The following is a 20,639-nucleotide window of genomic DNA, read 5'->3' as shown; positions in this document are numbered from 1 at the left end:
ACCGGACGTTCCTAGCGTCGGGGCGACGGAACGACCCTCGGCCGTCGCACACGACAGGAGACGCCGTGCAGGTCACCACCTCCACGCGCTGGCGCCGATGGGCCATGGTGCCGCTGCTCGCGGCCCTCGCCCTCCCGGCGGCAGCACCCACGCAGGCATCAGCCGCCCCCGCCACCTCGTCGGCGGACGCCGACGAGCTGGTCCTTCCCGACCCGATGGAGCGGGGCGACCTCACCCCGCTGACCATCCAGGAGACGAAGCTGGGCACGGTGGCCCTGCAGGAGCCCGACTCCGGTGGCGCCGCGCCCGCCGTCGGGACGGTGTCCGCGCCCGAGAACATCGAGATCCGCGGCTCCCTGTACTACCCGGACCCGGCCGAGCGCACCGAGCCCTCGCCCCTGATCGTGCTGGTGCACGGCAACCACGGCTCCTGCGACAGCCCCGCCGCCGAGAACGACACCGCGCTCCTCAGGTGCGGCCAGTTCAAGCGCAACGAGGCCGGCTACGCCTACCTGGGCGAGAACCTCGCGACCTGGGGCTACACGGTCTTCTCCCTGTCGCAGGACCAGCTGATGATGCGCCAGGACAACCCCAAGAGCAAGGGCATGCACCAGCGCCGGCTGCTCATCGCGGCGACCCTCGACGCGCTGAGCAAGGCCAACACGGCCACCGGCCTGGACGGCGTCCCGTCGGCGGACCTCGGCACCACCCTCTCCGGACACCTCGACCTGACCCGGATCGGCCTGATGGGCCACTCCCGGGGCGGCGACGCGGTCACCAGCTTCATGGACTACAACCGGATCCGCACCGACGGGCCGCGCTACCCGCTGCGCGGCGTGATCTCGCTGGCCCCCGTCGACTACGAGCGCAAGGCGCCGTACGGCACGCCGTACATGACGATCCTGCCGTTCTGCGACGGTGACGTCTCGAACCTGCAGGGCGCCCGGTTCTTCGAGCGCAGCCAGTACGTCGACGGCACCGACCCGTTCCCGCGGATCCAGTCGTCGCAGCTCGGCGCGATCCACAACTGGTACAACACCGTCTGGTACGCCGACGGCGGCGCGGACGGCCAGAACAACAACGACGCCGCGTGCGGCAACTCGACGCCGTTCTCGACGCCCGCCGCGACCAACGTGCACCCGAACAACCTGCGCCTGAGCGGTGCCGCGAGCTACACCGACCCGGCGCAGAACTACGTGATCGACAACTCCGCGACCTACGACCCCGAGGTCAACACCAAGATCTCCGGCGACGCCGAGCGGATGGGCGACCAGGAGAAGATCGGCCTGGCGACGATGGCGGCCTTCTTCCGTCGCTACGTCGGCGGTGAGGGCGCCTTCGAGCCGTACATGACCGGCGAGCTCTCCGACACCGAGTCGCACCGGCAGATCCCCGACACGGCCTGCCCGACGAGCGAGTCCGGCACCCGGATCGGGTGCGAGGAGTACGTGTCGACCAGCTACTTCCCGGCCGCGACGGAGCGGGTCGACCTGATCCGACCGGAGATCGAGAACCCCCTCGGCCTGAACGCGCTCGGTGACACGCTGAGCGGGTCCGGGTTCGCGAACCCCTACCTCGACAACGGTGCGGTCTCGCCGCGGCCGAGGACCACCGCGGGCGGCTACGACTGGTGCAACCCCGAGCCGGACGACTTCGCCCCGGCGCAGCTCGGCAAGGGCACCCAGCCGACCGCCGCCAAGGCGTGCCCGCTGCCCGGCAAGGCCGCGCTCGGTGGCCAGAACGGCGTCCGCGAGAACGCCCCGGTCAACCACTCCTACGGCCGCCAGCTGGCGCTGGCGTGGGAGGAGGGCACGACGGCCGAGCTCACCGCCGAGATCCCGGCCGCGTCCAGCGACCTGAGCGGTCTCGAGGCCCTCGCGATGGGCGCGGACGTCAACTTCTTCGACCTCCGCAACCCCGGGGCCGACAACCGGGGCGACAGCACCCGGACCGGCACGAGCCCGAGCTGGGCCTACCCGAACGAGCTCCCGACGTCGTACGACCCCGCCTCGACGACCCAGGACTTCATCATCGCCCTCACCGACACCGCGGGGAACGAGGCCACGGTCCACGCCGGCGACGAGCGGTGGGGCAACGCCCTGCACATGTCCACCGGCACGAACACGCCCAACACCCACATCGTCCTCGACCAGATCCGCGTCCCGCTGAGCGAGTTCGCGGCCCAGGGCGTCGACCTCGGCTCGCTCGCGCAGGTGCAGCTGCGGTTCGGCGACGACGGCACCCCCGCCTCCGGGTCGATCCAGCTGGCCGACGTCCGGTTCCAGGAGGCCGTGTCGGACGGCGCGATGGTGCTCTCCGACGGGACCGCGCTCGACCAGGGCGCCGGCTCCGGCCCCCCGGCCACCGGCCCCGACCCGGCCGAGGTGATGGCGGCCTACGACAACACCGCCGGCAACGTGAAGCTCAAGGACACCGTCGCCGACCCGTACTCGAACACCGCCTGGGTGGTCGACGACGACGGGGCACAGTGCCCGGCGGCGGGCTTCACCTCGATCCAGGACGCCGTTGACCACGCATCGCCGTGGGACACCGTCGTGGTCTGCGAGGGCACCTACGAGGAGGCCTCGACCCCGGTCTCCGGGCCGGGCAACCCGGTGTCCACCGGTGCTCGCAACGGCCTGACCATCACCAAGCCGCTCAAGATCAAGGGAGCCGGCGCCGACAAGGTCACGATCATGCCGAAGCAGTCGATCGACTCGCTCGAGGGACTCAGGCCGTACCTGCGCGACGGTGGCGGCAACGTCGTCACGGTCTCGCGCCAGTCCCTCGGCGCGACCGACACCAACGAGATGTTCGTCGACATCTCCGGGGTCACGGTCACCTCCGGTGAGACCTGGGCCGAGGCGGGCATCGCCTACTTCGGGGCCGCTGGACGGGTCTCGCAGAGCGTGGTCGGCCCGATGCGGGCGGCCACGTCCGCCGCCGACCTCGCCGACCACCCGCACGGCTGGGGCATCGTGAAGACCGGGGTGATCCAGGGCTCCGGGACCGGCACGGTCGAGACCGAGCTCACCGTCGACGACAGCCTCGTCACCGGCTACCAGACCGGCGGCATCCTGTTCGACGGCGCCAAGGGCGCGGACGCCGCGCCAGCCACCACCGTCCGCACCGGCATCGAGCAGCACGGCTACGTGACCGACACCGTGGTCCGGGGTCGCCCGAACGGCGTCTTCCCGCAGACCGGCGTGCACTACACGAGCGGATCCGACGGCTTCGTGCGGACCAGCCGGATCACCGGGAACTACTTCCGGCCCGACCCGACCCGGTCCTACGGGATCCTGCTCACCGACGCCCGGACGGAGGTCGCCGGTGCGCTGACGGCCTCGGGGGTCGCCCTCACCGGCAACGGCTGGGCCGTCTACAACGCCACCGCCGACGGCACGGCGGTCCGGACCGGCGCCCCGTTCGTCACCACGTCGAGCTACTTCGGCCCGGTCGCCCCGGTGGCCGGGGGCCCGGCCGACCCGGACACCGGCGCCGAGGCGATCTCGGGCTCGAGCTCGGTGACGCTGACCTCGCGGGTCTCGACCACGCCCGGCACCGTGCCGACGACGTACGGCGCCGTGCCGGACGCGGCTCCGTCGGCGGCCGTCGTCGACCCCCTGGGCGGCTCGGTGGTGGCCGTCGGCGAGACGGTGACCCCGCTCGTCCGGGCCCGCGACGACGTCGCGATCGCCTCGACGAGGCTGCTGGCCGACGGAGTCGCGGTGGGCACGTCCCAGCGGGCACCGCACGCCTTCAGCTGGACGCCGGCGGCGACGGACGCCGGGAGGACCGTCACCCTCACCGCGGTCGCGACCGACTCGTCGGGCCAGCAGACGACCTCCGCGCCGCTCACCGTGACGGTCTCCGACGTGCCGGTCGAGCCGCCGGCCCCGGTGCGGCCGACCGTCAAGGTCACCGGCGTCTCGAAGGCCAGGAAGAAGGGCACCGCGGTCGTGCGGGCCACGGTGAGTGCCGCCGGCACGGTCCGCCTGACCGGCGCCAAGGTCGCGACCTCCACCGCGACGACGACCGGGGCGGGCAGCGTGCGGCTCCCGGTGTCGGTCAAGCCCCGGTACCGCGCGGCACTGCGCCGCCAGGGCCGGCTGTCGGTGGTCGTCCGGGTGACCGTCACCTCGGCCGGCGGCACCGCGACCGTCGCGCGGACCGTGGTGCTGGTCCGGAGGAGGTAGGACCGACGCGATCCGGGTGAGGGACCCCGGCGACCGCCGGGGTCCCTCGTCGGCTCGGGCCGGCTCGGGCCGGCTCGGGTCGGCTCGGGCCGGCTCAGGCCTGCTCGGACGACGTGCGGGTCGGGCAGTCCGCGTTGGTGCAGACCCGCTCGTCGGGGGTCGAGTCGCCGTCGCCGACGTAGCCGTCGGGGTCCCCGACCGGGCCGCCGGCGTCCTCGACCCCCGTGCGGGCGCGGAGCTCGACGCGCGAGCCGCAGACCGAGCAGGGGGCGGTGTCGAAGTACATGGTTCCTCCAGGGTTCGGCGGGTCGGGCGGTCGGGTCAGGCGGACGGGTCGGGCATCGTGCCCGGCGCGCCGAGGACGACGACCTCGACGTCGCGGTCGACGTAGCGGGCGGCCACGGGCAGGTGCAGGCGCTCGACCAGCAGGCGCTGGGCCTCGGGGCCGTCGAGCACCCAGCCGTCGATGTCGTGGCGCCAGTGGCACAGCACGACCACGCCGTCGGCGGCCAGGCTCGCCGCCACGCGGTCGGCGACGGCCTCGACGTCGCGCGGGCTGAGGAAGTAGAGGACCTCGGACAGCACGACCAGGTCGAAGCGCCCGTCGGGCCACCCCCCGGGCACGTCGGCCAGCACGGTGCGGACGCCGTCCAGGTCGCGCAGGCGGGCCTCGGCGCGCCCGAGCGCGGCGGGGCTGGAGTCGAGCGCGGTCAGCGCGTCGCACCGCGGGGCGAGGGCGGCGGCGAGGGCGCCCGTGGAGCAGCCGACCTCGAGCGCGGCACGGAACCGCTGGCGGGGCAGCGCCGCGAGGACGATGTCGCGCTTGCGGCGCTCGTACCAGCGGCGGTCGACGTCCCACGGCTCGTCGTGCTCGGCGTGCTCGCGGTCGAGGGCGTCGTCGACCGCCGGCTGTCGCACGAGGAGCTCGAGGTGGTCGTCGGCGGCGAAGTGGGCCAGGAGGTCGGGTCCGAGGAGCGTCTCGTCGCCCGGAGCGGGGGAGAGCGGCGCCACCTGGGTGCGGTGGGCGGCGATCGCCCGGGCCTTGCGGACGACGTCCTCTGGCTCGAGCCGGACGGCGACCAGGTCGTCCCACGGGGCGGCGTCCGGCTCGCCCCAGTGCCAGAACCAGACGGGGTACTCCACCAGGTCGGCCCCCGTACGGCGGGCGGCGGCCGCGGCGGCCCGGCCGGCCGCCTCGTGGTCGGGGTGGCCGTCGTGGCGCCACGGGGCGACGAGCAGCGTGCGACGGCCGTCGCCGACGTCCTGGACGAGGCGGGTGGTGAGGTCGTCCTGGTGGGCCGCGAGGTCGCCGTCCTCGACCCCCAGGAACAGCGGCTCCTCGGCGGGGCCGAGGGCGCGCCACGCCGTGCGGGACTCCGCGCGGCGCCGGCGGGCGAGCTCGTCCGGCGAGGTGGTGGGCGACCGGGGGTGACTGTGCTCGCCGGCGGTCGCGACGACCAGGGTGGCCGGGACGCCCCGCCGGTGGGCGAGGGCGGTGAGGCCGCCGGCGCCGAGGGACTCGTCGTCGGGGTGCGCGGCGACGACGACGACGCGCGCGTAGGCGGTGAGGTCCAGCAGGGGTGCGCCGGCGCGCGCGGGGTGGGCCCGCCAGCGGGCGGCGGGCGTCCCCGCGGCGGCGTGCGTGAACCCGGCGCTCACCATGCGCGGCTGTCGTCGGGCGCCCCGGCGACGGCCGCGCCGAGGGTGGCGTCGTCGCGCTCGGCGTGGTGCTGGCGCACGTAGAGGTGCAGGTCGGCGACCGCGGCGGCGTGCTCCGGCTCGCCGACGAGCGGGCCCGGCCCGAGGGCGTGGTCGCCGTGGCGCAGGACGGACTCGACGGCGCCGGCCACGACGGCGCGGACGCGCAGCGCCAGGACGGCGCCGGCCGGCCCGTCCGCCCGACCGGCGTCGACGTCGTCCGCGGCCTCGGCGAGGACGGCCCGCGCCGCGTGGAGGGTCCGGTCGACGGCGCCGAGGTGGGCGCGGCCCACCTGGTCGAGCTCGCGCTCCGCCGCCTGGCGCAGCAGCCGGCGTGCGACCCCGACCGCGCCGCCGTACCAGACCGCGGCGACGCCGATGCCGCCCCAGGCGAAGCCGTGGCGCTCGAGGTACCAGCCGGGTCCACCGACCGGCTCGGCACGGACGCCGGCGAGGTCGATCGGGGTGCTGACGACCTCGGGCAGGCCCCGGGCGACCCACGTGCCGCCGCCGGTGGTGACCCCGGGGGAGCGCAGGTCGAGCGCGAACAGGCCGCGGGCGTCGCCGATCCAGGCCGTCACGAGGGCGTGGCTCAGGCGCCCCGCGAGCGAGCACCAGGGCTTGGTGCCGTCGAGGACCCAGCCGTCCTCCGCCTCGCGCGCCTCGAGCCGGACCCCGGGGCCCTCGGCCGCGAAGACACCCCAGGTGGTGCCGGCGGGCACGTCGCGACCGTCGAGCTCGTCGAGGATCGCGACGGCGTCCAGGTGCGGCTCGAGGGCGCGGGCCACCTGCAGGTCGGTGGCGGCGACGGTGGCCATCGCCTCCCACAACGACCGGGTCGCGCCGCGACCGGGGCGGGGGAGCCGGTCCGACCACGCCGCTGCGAGGTCGAGCGCTCCGTCGACGTCCCGGCCGACGGCGGCGGCGCCGTCGGCGAGGGCCCGGAGGTCGGGGCCGTCGTCGGCGGCGGAGGGGCGGAGGCGGACGACACCAGGAATGGGGACCTCGCGGGTGGGTGAGGGGTGGGTGGGTAGCCCACTGAAGCACTGGACGGAGCGCGCGACGCCCCCCGCCCGGGTGGTCGCTTGACATTGTCCGTAACATCTACTGAGTTACTACAGTTAAGGACGCGGGAGGGTGGAGGCCACGATGGCGAAGCAGGGGCGGGACGCGGCGGCGGCCGAGGAGAAGCGACACCGGGACGCGATGCTCGAGCACACGACCAGGGTGGGCAGGCTGCTGGAGCGACGTGGCGACCTCGCCGGCGTCGTCGCGATGGCCGACCTGATCCACGAGTCGACGCGCTGGGCCGCCTGATCTGCCTCGGCGGACCGGTGGACGAACCGGTGGCCCGGGCGGGCGGGGAATGATCCTGCGGTCGCTTTTGTATTACGACCGTAAGATCAATCCGTTCCGGCCGTGTGGCCGGTCGAACCCAGGAGGAACCATGACCGACCTCGCCGGACAGACCGTGCTCGTCACGGGTGCCAACCGAGGGCTCGGACGCGAGCTCGTCGTCCAGCTGCTGGAGCGGGGCGTGGCCCGGGTGTACGCCGGTGCGCGCGACCCGCGGGCGATCGACGTCACCGACGGCCGCGTCGAGCCGCTCCGCCTCGACGTGACCGACCCGGCCTCCGTGGCCGCCGCCGCCCGCACCGCGCGCGACGTGGGCATCGTGGTCAACAACGCCGGGATCTCGCTCCCGACGTCCGTGCTCTCCACGGACACCGCGAACCTGCGCAGCGAGCTGGAGGTCAACCTCTTCGGTCCGCTGGCCGTGACCGCCGCGTTCGTCGACGGCGTCCGCGAGCGCTCGGGAGCCGTGGTCAACGTGGCGTCCGTGCTGTCGTGGCTGGCCCTCGGTGCCAGCTACGGAGTCTCCAAGGCGGCGCTGTGGTCGGCGACGGACTCGATGCGTCTCGAGCTCGCGCCCCACGGCGTCCAGGTGCTCGGCGTCTACATGGGCTACGTCGACACCGACATGGCGCGCGGCGTCGAGGCGCCGAAGACCTCGGCCACCGACGTCGCTCGCCAGGTGCTCGACGGACTCGAGTCGGGCGCCAGCGAGGTGCTCGCCGACGGCACCGCCCGCGCGGTCCGCGCGGGCCTCCACCTCCCGGTGGACGAGCGCTACGCGGCACCCGCTGCCTGAGTGCCTCCGCGGACGAGGGCCAGGCCGCCGGGCGCGTCCGCCTTCGTGCGGACGTCGGACGTGGTGGCCCACGCCGGGGCGGCCACGTCCGTGGCAGGGTCGTCGTCACCAGGTGGCGGCCGCAGGACGGCGAGGGAGGGACCCGTGGCGCGATACGACGAGAAGCACAAGCAGGCCACGCGGGCCCGCATCCTCGAGACCGCGGGCCGGCGGCTGAAGGACGACGGCATCGACGGCTCCGGCGTGGCCGTGCTGATGAGGGACGCCGGCCTCACCAACGGCGCCTTCTACGCCCACTTCGACTCCAAGGACGACCTCGTCGAGGCGGTGGTGGCCAGCGAGCTTGCTGCGCAGCGCGACCGGCTCGCGCTGCTCGCGCCCGGCCGCGAGGGCGTGGAGCAGCTGGTGCGCCGGTACCTGTCGGCGGAGCACCGCGACGCCCCCGCCGACGGGTGCCCGTCCGCGGCCCTCCTGGACGAGATCGCTCGGAGCCCCGAGCCCACCCGGCGGACCTACACCGAGGGGCTCCTGGCGATCGTCGACGACATGGAGGCCCGGCTGGCCGAGGACGGGACGTCGAGCCCGTCGCGGGCCCGCAGCCTCGGCGTCTACGCGCTCATGATCGGGACGCTGCAGCTGGCCCGGGCGGTGACCGACCCCACCCTCGCCGACGAGATCGTGGAGACGGGGCTCCGCAACGCCCTGACCCTGCTGGAGGCCGGGCGGAGCGACGACGCGCGCTGAGCCGAGGCGCGGAACGCAGCGACGGGCGCCGGCCTCGACGTGGTGTCGGGGCCGGCGCCCGTGCCGGTGGTGGCGGAGGATAGGGGATTCGAACCCCTGAGGGCGTTAACCCAACCCGCTTTCCAAGCGAGCGCCATAGGCCACTAGGCGAATCCTCCGCGGGGGACACTACCCGTCGGGTCGCCGCGACGACCAATCGCCTATGCTCGGGCCAACCCCCCGTGCGGCGGCACCTCGCCCAACTCCCCCAGGGCCGGAAGGCAGCAAGGGTAAGTGAGCTCTGCCGGGTGCACGGGGGGCCTCTTCCTCCACCCGGTCCCTGCCGACCGGGTCGGCGCCGTGGTGCGGCCGGTCTCGGTGCGCCCTGTCGGCTGTCGGTGCCGGTCGTTAGGGTCGGGACCGTGGAATCGCCGCTCGCGCTCTATCGCCGCTACCGGCCCGAGACCTTCGCGGAGGTCATCGGGCAGGAGCACGTGACCGAGCCCCTGCGCGCGGCCCTGGGCAACAACCGCGTCAACCACGCCTACCTCTTCTCCGGCCCGCGCGGGTGCGGCAAGACGACGTCGGCGCGGATCCTCGCGCGGGCGCTCAACTGCGAGCTCGCACCGGTGGCCGACCCGTGCGGTGAGTGCGACAGCTGCCGCGACCTCGCTCGCACCGGGCCGGGGTCGATCGACGTCATCGAGATCGACGCCGCCTCGCACGGCGGCGTCGACGACGCCCGCGACCTGCGTGAGAAGGCGTTCTTCGCGCCGGTGCGCTCGCGCTACAAGGTCTACATCATCGACGAGGCCCACATGGTCACCACGCAGGGCTTCAACGCCCTGCTCAAGCTCGTCGAGGAGCCGCCCCCGCACCTGCGGTTCATCTTCGCCACGACCGAGCCGGAGAAGGTCATCCCGACCATCCGCTCGCGCACCCACCACTACCCGTTCCGGCTGATCCCCCCGCGGCTGCTCTCGAGCTACCTCACCGAGCTGTGCGAGAAGGAGGGCGTGGCGATCGAGCCGGCCGCGCTGCCGCTCGTCGTCCGGGCCGGAGCCGGGTCGGCCCGCGACACGCTGTCGGTGCTCGACCAGCTGCTCGGCGGCGCCGGTGCCGCCGGCGTCACCTACGACCTGGCCAGCGGCCTGCTCGGCTACACCCCCGACACCCTGCTCGACGAGGTCGTCGACGCCTTCGCCGCCGGCGACGGGGCCTCGGTCTTCGGCGTCGTCGACAAGGTCATCGAGACCGGCCAGGACCCGCGCCGGTTCACCGAGGACCTCCTGCGCCGGCTCCGCGACCTGGTGATCATCGCCGCGGTGCCCGACGCCCCCGCCACCGGACTGATCGACGTCTCGGCTGACCAGGGCGAGCGGCTGGTCGCCCAGGCGTCGCGGTTCGGGCGCTCCGACCTCAGCCGGGCCGCCGACCTCGTCGCAGTGGGCCTCACCGAGATGCGGGGGGCCACCGCGCCACGTCTGCTGCTCGAGCTGATCTGCGCGCGGGTGCTGCTGCCGGGCGCCGACCACACGACCCACGGCGTCCAGGCCCGGCTCGACCGCCTCGAGCGTCGTGCCGCGATCACCGCTCCGGCCCAGGAGCGGCCGGTCCCCGAGATCGTGCCGACCCTGCGGGCGCCCGAGCCCCGCGAGCCGGTGCGCGAGCCGGTGCCCGAGCCGATCGCCGCCCCGGCCCCGCCGCCCGAGCCGCTGCCGACGCCCCCGCCGGTGTCCGTGCCGGTGCCCGACCCGACGCCCTGGCCGAAGCCGCCCCCGGTGTCCGAGCCCACCGAGCCCGAGCCCATCGAGCCCGAGCCCACCGAGCCCGAGCCCGAGCCGGCCCAGCCCGAGCCGGCCCAGTCCGAGCCGGCCCAGTCCGAGCCCGCCCAGTCGGAGCCCGCACCGGTGCGGCCCGAGCCCGAGCGCGCTCCCGAGCCGCAGCGCGCCGAGCCGCAACGCGCCGAGCCGGAGCCGGAGCCGGCCGCCGCGCCCGCGCCGGGGCTGTCCCTGGTCGACGTCCGCCGACTCTGGCCCGACATCATCGAGGCCACCAAGCAGCGTCGCCGGATCACCTGGATCCACCTCTCCCAGAACGCCCAGGTGGTCGCCGTCGGGGAGAAGACCCTGACCCTGGGGTTCGCCAACGGCGGCGCCCGCGACTCCTTCGAGTCGGGCGGGAGCCCGGAGATCGTCCGACAGGCCGTCATCGACGTGATCGGTGCCGACTACCGGATCGAGACGATCATCGACCCGGGCGCCGACGCCACCGCCGCGCCGCCGCCCGCCGCTGCGCCCGACCGTCTCCCCGACCGGCCCGACCCGTCCGCGACCCGGCCGGCGGCCCCGGCGCCGGCGCCGGCCCCGCAGGCCCGTCCCGAGGCGCCGGGCCCGGCGTCCGCGCCGCCCGACGAGCCGCCCCCGTGGGCCGTCGACGAGCCCGAGCCCGACCCGTCGGGCCCGCCCCCGGTCAGCGGCCGGGAGGCCCTGCGGCAGGTTCGCGCGCCGGCCCCGGCGGAGCCGACCCGCGATCCCGACGCCGACGCCAGCCCCGACGACCTCGACGCCGACCACGAGCAGATCGGCACCGACGACCTGCTCGCCCGCGAGCTCGGAGCCCAGGTGATCGAGGAGATCCCGCACCAGTGACCGGCACACCCACCGACCAGCACACCCACGACCAGCAAGGGACCCACACGATGACCGACAACCCGTTCGGCGGCTCCGGCGGCTTCGACATGAACGCCCTGCTCGAGCAGGCCCAGCAGATGCAGGCCCAGCTCATGGAGGCCCAGGAGCGCCTGGCCGAGACCGTGGTCGAGGGCAGCGTCGCGGGCGTGACCGTCAAGGTCAGCGGCACCGGCGACCTGCTGGGCATCGACATCGTGCCCGGCTCGGTCGACGGCGACGACGCCGAGTCGCTCACCGACCTGGGCGACGTGATCGTCGCGGCCTACCGCGACGCCAAGAGCCGGGCCGACGAGGCCGCCGCCAAGGCGATGGGGCCGCTGGCCGCCGGCGGCGGCCTGCCGGGGATGCCCGACCTGGGTCTCCCGGGCGGCGGGTCCGGGCAGCTCGGTTTCTGACGTCCCGGCGGGGGGTGGACCGGCTGTCGGTCCGCCCACCTAGGCTGCACCCGTGTACGAAGGCGTGGTCCAGGACCTCATCGACGAGCTCGGGCGGCTGCCCGGGGTCGGACCCAAGAGCGCCCAGCGGATCGCGTTCCACCTGCTGCAGGCCGACCCGGCCGACGTGCGCCGGCTCTCCGACGTCCTCGTCGAGGTCAAGGCGAAGGTCCGCTTCTGCGCGACCTGCTTCAACGTCTCCGAGTCCGAGCAGTGCCGGATCTGCACCGACCCGCGCCGTGACCCGACCGTGCTCTGCGTGGTCGAGGAGTACAAGGACGTCGTCGCCATCGAGCGCACCCGGGAGTTCCGGGGGCGCTACCACGTGCTCGGCGGTGCGATCTCGCCGATCGACGGCGTCGGCCCCGACCAGCTCCGCATCCGCGAGCTGATGACCCGGCTCGCCGACGGCGAGCTCACCGAGATCATCCTCGCGACCGACCCCAACCTCGAGGGCGAGGCCACCGCGACCTACCTCACCCGGCTGCTGCGCCCCCTGGGGTTGCGTGTCACGCGGCTGGCGAGTGGACTGCCGGTGGGCGGAGATCTCGAGTACGCAGACGAAGTGACCCTCGGACGAGCATTCGTAGGAAGGCAGGCAGCGCCATGACGCAGCCCGGCAGCGACCCCACCATCGACGGCGAGATCGAGGACTTCGCCCAGCAGATCGCCGACTCCGTGTCGAGCTTCCTGCTGGCGCTCCGCGCGATCGCCCGGGAGGCCGACGGCAGCCGCGCGATCTCGCTGCTGCTGCTCGAGATCAGCCAGGTGCTCCTGGCCGGGGCGCGGCTCGGCGTGCAGCGTGACTTCACCCCCCGCGCGGAGTACCAGCCCGACGTCGGTCCCGAGGCCGACGTCGACGGCATGCGGCTGCGGCTGGCCGAGATGCTCGGCAACGTCGACACCTACGCCTTCGTCTTCGACCCCTACGTGCCCGAGGTCGTCGCGAGCCAGCTCTCCGACGACCTCGCCAGCATCGCCACCGACCTCGAGAACGGGTTGCGGCACTTCCGTTCCGGCCACGTCGACGAGGCGCTGTGGTGGTGGCAGTTCTCCTACGTGTCGTCGTGGGGCAACCTGGCCGGCGCGGCGCTGAACGCGCTGCTGTCGATCGTCGCCCACGACCGCCTCGACGTCGACAACGACTCCGAGCACGAGCTCCTCGAGGTGGTCGAGGCGGTCCTCGAGCAGTAGCCGCCGCGCCGCGCGGCCGGGTCGGCGTCCACCGATGGACGGGGCGCCGGGGGCGGAGGGCACGGGCACCTAGAATCGGGTCCGGAAAAGGTCCTCGACAACAGGAGTGAGCCCGGTGGGCATTGTCGTGCAGAAGTACGGCGGATCGTCGGTCGCCGACGGCGAGGCGATCAAGCGCGTCGCGCGCCGGATCGTCGAGGCCAAGCGCGACGGCAACGACGTCGTCGTCGCCGTGTCGGCGATGGGCGACAGCACCGACAACCTGCTCGACCTCGCGAGCCAGGTCAGCCCGCTGCCGCCGGCGCGCGAGCTCGACATGCTGTTGACGGCGGGCGAGCGGATCTCGATGGCGCTGGTCGCGATGGCGATCTCCGACCTCGGGTTCAGCGCCCGCTCCTTCACCGGCTCCCAGGCCGGCGTCATCACCGACTCGGTGCACGGCAAGGCCAAGATCATCGACGTCACGCCGGGCCGGATCCGCTCGGCGATCGACGAGGGCCACATCGTGATCGTCGCCGGCTTCCAGGGCGTCTCGCAGGACACCAAGGAGATCACCACCCTCGGCCGCGGCGGCACCGACACCACCGCGGTCGCGCTCGCGGCCGCGCTGGACGCCGACGTCTGCGAGATCTACACCGACGTCGACGGGGTCTTCACCGCCGACCCGCGCATCGTCCCGACGGCCCGCAAGCTCGACACGGTCACCTACGAGGAGATGCTCGAGCTCGCCGCCTGCGGCGCGAAGATCCTCCACCTGCGGTGCGTGGAGTACGCGCGCCGCTACGACATCCCGATCCACGTCCGGTCGTCGTTCAGCCACCTCGACGGCACCATCGTCCGCGGCAGCATCGACGACCAGGCCCACCAGGAGAGCACCATGGAAGCAGCCATCATCGCCGGCGTCGCCCACGACCGGAGCGAGGCCAAGATCACCGTCGTCGGCGTCCCCGACAAGGTCGGGGAGGCCGCGCGGATCTTCACCGCGCTCGCCGACGCCCAGATCAACCTCGACATGATCGTCCAGAACGTGTCGGCGGCCGCGACCAACCTCACCGACATCTCCTTCACGCTGCCGCGCAGCGACGGCGCCGTCGCGATGGCGGCTCTCGACGCGCTGCAGGCCGAGGTCGGCTTCGAGTCGCTCCAGTACGACGCGACGATCGGCAAGGTCTCGCTGATCGGCGCCGGGATGCGCTCGCACCCGGGCGTCACCGCCAAGTTCTTCGCCTCGATCGCCCAGGCCGGCGTCAACATCGGCATGATCTCGACCTCGGAGATCCGGATCTCGGTCGTCGTCAACGAGATCGACATCGACGCGGCGGTCGCCGCCACCCACACGGCGTTCGACCTCGACGCCGACGAGGTCGAGGCCGTCGTCTACGGCGGGACGGGCCGCTGACATGACCAACATCGGGATCGTCGGCGCCACCGGACAGGTGGGCGTCGCCATGCGCCAGATCCTCGAGCAGCGGGCCTTCCCCGCGGACGGGGTCCGCTTCTTCGCCTCGGCCCGCTCGGCCGGCACCGTGCTGCCGTTCGCGGGTCGCGAGATCACCGTCGAGGACGCCGCCACGGCCGACCCGACGGGGCTCGACATCGCGCTGTTCTCCGCCGGTGCCACCACGTCGCGTGCCCACGCCGACCGGTTCGCCGCCGCGGGCGTGGTCGTCGTCGACAACTCCTCGGCCTTCCGGATGGACCCCGACGTCCCGCTGGTCGTCTCCGAGGTCAACCCGGGCGACCTCGCGCTCGCCACCGGGCCCGGTGGCCGCGGCATCATCGCGAACCCGAACTGCACCACGATGGCCGCGATGCCGGTCCTCAAGCCCCTGCACGACGACGCCGGGCTGGTGCGGCTGATCGCCTCGACCTACCAGGCGGTCTCCGGGTCCGGCGTCGCCGGCGTCGAGGAGCTCGCCTCCCAGGTGGCCGCCGGCGGCGACAAGGCGCGTGAGCTCGCCTACGACGGCGCCGCGGTGGCGTTCCCCGAGCCGGGCAAGTACGCGCGCACGATCGCCTACAACGTGCTCCCGCTGGCCGGGTCGATCGTCGACGACGGCCTCTTCGAGACCGACGAGGAGCAGAAGCTCCGCAACGAGTCGCGCAAGATCCTCGGGATCCCCGACCTGCGGGTCTCCGGCATCTGCGTGCGGGTGCCCGTCTTCACCGGTCACTCGCTGGCGATCAACGCGGAGTTCGAGCGGCCGATGCCGGTCGAGCGCGCCCGCGAGCTGCTCGCCACCGCCGCCGGGGTCGAGCTGAGCGACATCCCGACGCCGCTGCAGGCTGCCGGCCAGGATCCGTCGTACGTCGGCCGGCTCCGCCAGGACCCGGGCGTCGACGACGCGCGGGGCCTCGCCCTGTTCATCTCCAACGACAACCTGCGCAAGGGCGCCGCCCTCAACACCGTGCAGATCGCCGAGCTCCTCGCCGCCACCCGGTAGGCCGTCCGCGCCGACCCGCCGCGCCGACCCGTCCCCGAGCGGGTCGGGTCGGCGGCGGGCGGTCAGTCGTCGGTGTCGACGAACGTCGTGGTGACCCACCACGAGAGGCCGTAGGAGAGCGCGCCGAGCACCGGGATCACCACCAGCATCGCCCTGGAGTCGAGGACGTCGACCAGGACGAGCAGGGTGACCACGCCGACCAGGCAGACGGCGAGGAAGCTCGTGGCGCCCGGGTCGGGCACCTGCACGAAGCGCAGCAGGACACCGCCGGCCACGATCGCCAGGGCCAGGATGACCACGAGGCCCGTCATGCCGGCGCCGGTGCCGCAGGACGACGTCCCGCGGACGGCGTCGCAGCCGGCCGTGCCCAGCAGGGTCAGGGCCACCAGGACCACGCCCACGAGCGCGCCCACCGCCAGTGCGGCGGGGAGGCCGGTCAGGGGAGGCGCGGGGCGCTCACGGGCCGGTGCGGGGTCGGGAACGCGCTCCTCGACGACGGTGTCGCCGTCGTCGGTCCCCGACCCGGTCGAGGCGGCCGGCGACGCGGGTGCACGGGAGGCCGGGCGTCGCCCGAGTCGCGGCGCCCGGAGCCCCCGCGTGGCTGCCGAGGCGGCGTCGGGGGCGTCGTTGCCGGCGTCCGCGAACGCCGGCTCGGTCCCGGCGCGCGGCTCGACGTCCGCGACGGCCACGGTCGGCTCGGGCTCGGGGATCGGCTCGGGTTCCGGGACGGGTGCGGGCTCGCGGACCGGGTCGGGCTCGGGGATCGGCTCGGGTTCCGGGACGGGTGCGGGCTCGCGGACGGGGTCGGGCTCGGGGATCGGATCGGGTTCCGGGACGGGCGAGGGTTCGCGGACCGGGTCGGGCTCGCGGACGGGCGCGGGCTCGGGGATCGGTGTCGGCACCGCGGGCGGCACGACCGTGGCCTCGGCGGGAGCCGGGTCGGGCGCGGGGCGGGCCCGCGGACTCCTCCTGCGACCGAAGAGCTTCGGGGGCTCCAGGCTCGGACGTCCCGCGTCCGAGGGGGTCTCCTCGTCTGGCATGCGGGTCAGTGTGGCACGAGGGTGGTGCCCCGGAGACGGCTCGACCCCGGTTCGAGGAGGTTCTCCTCGACCGGGGTCTCGCGTGGTGAAGGGGTCGGGCTGACAGGATTTGAACCTGCGGCCTCTTCGTCCCGAACGAAGCGCGCTACCAAGCTGCGCCACAGCCCGATGTGCGCCGACCGAGATCGGCTCACAAACATCGGAGCATACCGGAGCCCGGGCCACCCCCCCCAATCGGTACCCCGGCCCGGGGCGGGACTCGCGCCGGGGGCATGGCCCGGGCCCGCTCAGCCTGCGGCGGGCGTCAGGGTCAGCAGCGTGGCCTCCGGACGGCACGCGACCCGGATCCGGACGTACGGGCTCGTGCCCAGCCCGGCGGAGACGTGGAGCCACGCCGAGCCGGGGTCGCCGGGCCGCGAGTCGGCCGGGTGTCGGTGTAGGCCACGGGCCCGCGCCGGGTCGAGGTCGCAGTTGGTGGTGAGCGCGCGGCCGCCGCCGCGCCGGGGGAGGCAGACCTGGCCGCCGTGCGTGTGCCCGGCGAGGACGGCGTCGTAGCCGTCGGCGGCGTACTGGTCGAGCACGCGCAGGTACGGCGCATGGGCGATCCCCAGGCGGACGTCGGCGTCCGGGTCGGCCGGCCCGGCGACGTCGTCGAGCCGGTCGTACTCCAGGTGCGGGTCGTCGACGCCGGCCAGCGCGAGCGTCAGGTCGCGGACCCGGACCGAGCCGGTCCGGTTGGTCAGGTCGCTCCAGCCGGCGTCGGTGAAGCGTCGTGACAGCTCGCGCCACGGGAGCTCGGGGCTGGTGACGTGGCGGGTCCCGTCGTCGGGAAGCAGGTAGCGGAAGGGGTTGCGCAGCGTCGGCTCGAAGTAGTCGTTGGACCCGTGCACGAAGACGCCGGGGACGTCGAGCAGCGGGCCGAGCGCGTCGCACACGACCGGGACGGCGTCGCGGTGGGCGAGGTTGTCGCCGGTGTCGACGACGAGGTCGGGCTCCAGGTCGGCGAGACCGCGCACCCAGTCCTGCTTGCGGCGCTGGCCGGGCGTGAGGTGCAGGTCGCTGAGGTGCAGGACGCGCAGCGGCGCGGCGTCGGGCGGCAGCAACGGCACCTCGACCCGGCGCAGCGTGTACTGCCGGGCCTCGTGGACGGCGTACGCCGTGACCCCGGCGCCGGCCAGTGCGCCGGCACCGACCGTCCGGCTGAGAATGCCCGCGAGACCCATGGGGCCAGGCTGCCACAATGGAGATCATGGCCACCCTGAAGGACCAGCTCCGCGCCGACCTGACCACCGCGATCAAGGCGCGTGACGCCGTCCGCTCCTCGACCCTGCGGATGGTGCTCACCGCCATCACGAACGCCGAGGTGGCCGGCAAGGAGGCCAGGGAGCTCAGCGACGAGGACGTCGTCGGCGTCCTGACCAGCGAGGCCAAGAAGCGCCGCGAGGCCGCTGCCGCCTTCGACGACGGCGGCCGGGCCGAGAGCGCCTCGAAGGAGCGCGCCGAGGCCGAGGTGATCGCGGTCTACCTGCCCGAGCAGCTCTCCGCCGAGGAGGTCGCCGACATCGTCACCGCCGCCGTCGCGCAGGTCGGTGCCGCCGGGGAGGGCATGCGCGCCATGGGCAAGGTGATGGGCGTCGTCCAGCCGCAGGTCAAGGGCCGGGCCGACGGCGGCGCGGTCGCCGCCGAGGTGCGCCGCCAGCTCGCCTGACCGTTGACCCGTCAGTGATCGCTGACGGGTCAGCGAGCGGGGTCGGTGGGCGGGGCCGAGCGGGCGGGCCCGGCGGGCCGGTCAGCGGCCGCGGCCTCCGCCGCGTCCACCCCGGCCGTCGCCGCGGCCGCCACCGTTGTTGCTCGGCGGCGGCGGGACGTAGACGCTCTCGTTGCCGGCGCCGGGGACGGTGCTCGGGTAGACGAACTGCTCGTTGGGCAGGTCGTCGTCGATGACCTTCATCGCGTCGCCCCAGATCGGAGCGGCGAGCCCGGAACCGGACGCGCTGACCTGGACGCCGTTGATGACCAGGCCGTCGAGGCCGATCGGGGTGCCGAACTCGTTGGCGCCGGCCACCATCGCGGCGGTCGCCATGTTGGGGGTGTAGCCCACGAACCACACCGAGGGGGACTTGCCCGAGCCGCCGGTGGTGCCGGTCTTGCCGGCGGCCGGCTGGTCGAGCGCCTGGTCCGAGGCGAAGCCGCCGTTGATGACGCCCTCGAGGACGTCGTTGACGGCGTCGGCCGTGGTCTTCGACATCACCTGGCTGCACCGCGCGGGGTACTTCTTGAGCACCTTGCCGTTGGCGTCGGACAGCGACGTGACGGGCTGGGAGTCGCAGTGCTCGCCGCGGGCGGCGAAGGTCGCGTACGCCTCGGCCATCTCCAGCGGGCTCACGTCGGCGACGCCGAGGGTGAAGAACGGCACCCGCTCGGGCGAGACGATGAAGTTGCCGTCCTTGTCCTTCTGGCCCTCCGGGCTGGTCAGGTCGACGCCCATCGACTTGGCGAGCTCGTAGGGCTTGCAGATGCCGGTCTCCTTCTCCAGGTTGAGGAAGAAGGTGTTGATGGAGTTGCGGGTGCCGGTGTAGAGGTTCTCGGAGCCGGTGTTGGAGGGCACCGAGTTGCCGATCGGGAACTCGCCGTAGCCGTACGGCTCGTCGCCGCAGTTCTCGTAGTCCTCCTCCTGCATGATCGCCGTGGCCGGCGCGGGCAGGGTCTCGTCGAGCGGCGTGCCCTCCTCGATCGCCGTCGCGAGGACGAAGGCCTTGAACGTCGATCCGGCCTGGAACCCGTTCGAGTCGCCGTACTGCGAGGGAACGACGTAGTTGAGGTAGGTCTCGCCACGCTCCTTGTCGCCGCCCATCGGGCGGCTCTGCGCCAGGCCGCGCACCGCGCCGGTGCCGGGCTCGACCATCGCGAGCGCGCCGATGGCCTGGTCGGTCGCGCGGACGCGGCCCTCGACGGCCTTGTCCGCCGCCGCCTGGACCTCGAGGTCGACGGTGGTGCGGATGGTCAGGCCGCCGGTGCGCAGCAGCCGCCAGCGCTCCGACTCGGTCCTGCCGAGCGACTCGTCCTTCTTGAGGTACTCCAGCACGTAGCTGCAGAAGAACGCCGCCTCGCTCGCGAGGCACCCGTTGTTCATCGTCTGCGTCTGCAGCTGCAGCTTGGAGGCCTTGGTCCGGTCGGCCCGCTTCTGCGGGATGACGCTGAGCTGGGCCATCCGGTCGAGCACCACGTCACGCCGGGTGAGGGCGCGCTCGGGGTGGTTGGTCGGGTCGAACGCGGACGGGTTCTGGACCAGGCCGGCGAGGATCGCGGACTGGTTGAGGTTGAGCTTCTTGGCGCTGGTGCCGAAGTACCGCTGCGCGGCCGTCTCGATCCCGTAGGTGCCGGCGCCGAAGTACACGGTGTTGAGGTAGCGCTCGAGGATCCAGTCCTTCGACTGCTTCTTCTCCATCGCGATGGCGTAGCGCAGCTCGTTGAGCTTGCGGGCGTAGGTGTCGTCGGTGACGGCCGCCTTCTCCTCCTTGGTCTTCGCCTGCGCGAGGAGGGTCTGCTTGACCAGCTGCTGGGTGATCGTCGATCCGCCCTGGACGACGCCGCCGGCTCCGACGTTGGTGGCGAGCGCGCGCAGCGTGCCCTTCAGGTCGAGGGCGCCGTGCTGGTAGAAGCGGTAGTCCTCGATCGCCAGCAGCGCCTTGATCATCATCGGCGAGATCCGCTTCAGGGGCACGACCGTGCGGTTGGCGTCGGGCTTGAAGACCGTGGCGATCACGTTGCCGTCGGAGTCGAGGATCGTCGACTTCTGCGGCAGGGCGACCTCGTCGAGCTCCTTCGGGAGGTTGTCCATGGTCTCGGCGGTGTTGCGGGTGGCGAAGCCGAGGACGCCCGCGAACGGGATCGCGAGCCCGGAGACGACGACGCCGAGCACGGCGGCGACGACGACCATCACCCCGAGGTGGGACAGCACCGTCGTGGGGCGAGGACGTTCGGACTTGGGTCGAGACACGGCTACGAGAGTACGGGAGGGGCGGCAGCGTACCGATTTCCTCAGACCCGGCCGCGTCGACGCGC

Annotated in this window: 17 protein-coding genes, 2 tRNA genes and 1 other RNA gene; 12 read left to right on the top strand and 8 right to left on the bottom strand. The window is 73.8% G+C overall.

Annotated elements, in window-relative coordinates; translation table 11 throughout:
- Positions 1-65 precede the first annotated feature (65 nt).
- Positions 66-4,196 (top strand): Ig-like domain-containing protein, encoded by a 4,131-nt coding sequence (locus E4623_RS17825; RefSeq protein WP_209020744.1) that lies wholly within the window; start codon positions 66-68, stop codon positions 4,194-4,196.
- Positions 4,197-4,290: 94 nt separating this feature from the next.
- Here E4623_RS17825 and E4623_RS17820 read toward each other — a convergent pair whose 3' ends face one another.
- Genes E4623_RS17820 through E4623_RS17810 form a run of 3 tightly spaced genes read right to left on the bottom strand, consistent with a single transcriptional unit; the run spans position 4,291 to position 6,712 of the window.
- Positions 4,291-4,482 carry a hypothetical protein gene (locus E4623_RS17820; RefSeq protein WP_134767909.1) on the bottom strand — a complete coding sequence of 64 codons (192 nt, stop codon included), beginning with the start codon at positions 4,480-4,482 and terminating at the stop codon, positions 4,291-4,293.
- A 35-nt stretch (positions 4,483-4,517) separates the two neighbouring features.
- Complete coding sequence (locus E4623_RS17815) at positions 4,518-5,858, bottom strand: bifunctional PIG-L family deacetylase/class I SAM-dependent methyltransferase (RefSeq protein WP_134767908.1); 1,341 nt, start codon at positions 5,856-5,858, stop codon at positions 4,518-4,520.
- Positions 5,852-6,712, bottom strand: coding sequence for an acyl-CoA dehydrogenase (locus E4623_RS17810; RefSeq protein ID WP_245155157.1), 861 nt, complete (start codon positions 6,710-6,712; stop codon positions 5,852-5,854). The genes E4623_RS17815 and E4623_RS17810 overlap by 7 nt, the downstream gene beginning before the upstream one ends.
- Before the next feature lie 331 nt (positions 6,713-7,043).
- Between E4623_RS17810 and E4623_RS22760 the strand changes: the two genes are divergently transcribed.
- From E4623_RS22760 to E4623_RS17800, 3 genes are all read left to right on the top strand, one after another.
- Positions 7,044-7,211, top strand: coding sequence for a hypothetical protein (locus tag E4623_RS22760; protein WP_167736726.1), 168 nt, complete (start codon positions 7,044-7,046; stop codon positions 7,209-7,211).
- Positions 7,212-7,341: 130 nt separating this feature from the next.
- Positions 7,342-8,046: an SDR family oxidoreductase gene (locus tag E4623_RS17805; protein ID WP_134767906.1), complete on the top strand. Its 705-nt coding sequence runs from the start codon at positions 7,342-7,344 to the stop codon at positions 8,044-8,046.
- Between the two features lie 144 nt (positions 8,047-8,190).
- Entirely contained in the window at positions 8,191-8,790 is a 600-nt protein-coding gene (locus tag E4623_RS17800) for a TetR/AcrR family transcriptional regulator (protein ID WP_134767905.1), read from the top strand.
- Positions 8,791-8,860: 70 nt separating this feature from the next.
- On the opposite strand, the gene E4623_RS17795 is transcribed toward E4623_RS17800, so the two are convergent.
- Positions 8,861-8,948, bottom strand: a tRNA-Ser gene (locus E4623_RS17795).
- A gap of 55 nt (positions 8,949-9,003) precedes the next feature.
- Here E4623_RS17795 and ffs point away from each other — a divergent pair.
- The 7 genes from ffs to E4623_RS17760 all read left to right on the top strand — a co-directional run bounded on the left by ffs (position 9,004) and on the right by E4623_RS17760 (position 15,534).
- Positions 9,004-9,094, top strand: an RNA gene (gene ffs, locus E4623_RS17790) — signal recognition particle sRNA small type.
- Between the two features lie 97 nt (positions 9,095-9,191).
- Complete coding sequence (locus E4623_RS17785; RefSeq protein WP_134767904.1) at positions 9,192-11,420, top strand: DNA polymerase III subunit gamma and tau; 2,229 nt, start codon at positions 9,192-9,194, stop codon at positions 11,418-11,420.
- Entirely contained in the window at positions 11,417-11,857 is a 441-nt protein-coding gene (locus E4623_RS17780; protein ID WP_348537299.1) for a YbaB/EbfC family nucleoid-associated protein, read from the top strand. Before E4623_RS17785 ends, E4623_RS17780 begins: the two co-directional genes overlap by 4 nt.
- Before the next feature lie 52 nt (positions 11,858-11,909).
- The gene (gene recR / locus E4623_RS17775) at positions 11,910-12,506 is read left to right on the top strand and encodes a recombination mediator RecR (protein WP_134767903.1); all 597 of its coding nucleotides are present in this window, start codon (positions 11,910-11,912) and stop codon (positions 12,504-12,506) included.
- A complete protein-coding gene (locus tag E4623_RS17770; protein WP_134767902.1) occupies positions 12,503-13,090 on the top strand; it encodes a DUF5063 domain-containing protein in 588 nt (195 codons plus the stop codon). The genes recR and E4623_RS17770 overlap by 4 nt, the downstream gene beginning before the upstream one ends.
- 115 nt (positions 13,091-13,205) lie before the next feature.
- Complete coding sequence (locus E4623_RS17765; protein ID WP_134767901.1) at positions 13,206-14,489, top strand: aspartate kinase; 1,284 nt, start codon at positions 13,206-13,208, stop codon at positions 14,487-14,489.
- Between the two features lies 1 nt (position 14,490).
- Positions 14,491-15,534, top strand: a complete 1,044-nt coding sequence (locus tag E4623_RS17760; protein ID WP_134767900.1) for an aspartate-semialdehyde dehydrogenase — start codon at positions 14,491-14,493, stop codon at positions 15,532-15,534.
- A gap of 62 nt (positions 15,535-15,596) precedes the next feature.
- Here the strand turns inward: E4623_RS17760 and E4623_RS17755 are convergent, their stop codons facing one another.
- The 3 genes from E4623_RS17755 to E4623_RS17745 all read right to left on the bottom strand — a co-directional run bounded on the left by E4623_RS17755 (position 15,597) and on the right by E4623_RS17745 (position 17,797).
- A complete protein-coding gene (locus E4623_RS17755; protein WP_134767899.1) occupies positions 15,597-16,574 on the bottom strand; it encodes a hypothetical protein in 978 nt (325 codons plus the stop codon).
- A gap of 94 nt (positions 16,575-16,668) precedes the next feature.
- Positions 16,669-16,742, bottom strand: a tRNA-Pro gene (locus E4623_RS17750).
- A gap of 119 nt (positions 16,743-16,861) precedes the next feature.
- Positions 16,862-17,797: a metallophosphoesterase gene (locus E4623_RS17745; RefSeq protein ID WP_134767898.1), complete on the bottom strand. Its 936-nt coding sequence runs from the start codon at positions 17,795-17,797 to the stop codon at positions 16,862-16,864.
- Between the two features lie 26 nt (positions 17,798-17,823).
- On the opposite strand from E4623_RS17745, the gene E4623_RS17740 reads away from it, so the two are divergent.
- Entirely contained in the window at positions 17,824-18,282 is a 459-nt protein-coding gene (locus E4623_RS17740) for a GatB/YqeY domain-containing protein (protein ID WP_134767897.1), read from the top strand.
- Positions 18,283-18,363: 81 nt separating this feature from the next.
- Here E4623_RS17740 and E4623_RS17735 read toward each other — a convergent pair whose 3' ends face one another.
- Positions 18,364-20,574, bottom strand: coding sequence for a transglycosylase domain-containing protein (locus E4623_RS17735; RefSeq protein WP_134767896.1), 2,211 nt, complete (start codon positions 20,572-20,574; stop codon positions 18,364-18,366).
- Positions 20,575-20,639: the final 65 nt, after the last annotated feature.

Origin of the sequence: Nocardioides sp. 1609 (assembly GCF_004522105.1) — a bacterium.
Classification (GTDB): Bacteria; Actinomycetota; Actinomycetes; order Propionibacteriales; family Nocardioidaceae; genus Nocardioides.
Note: the sequence above shows the minus strand (reverse complement) of the source record. Positions and strands in the feature narration are given on the sequence as shown.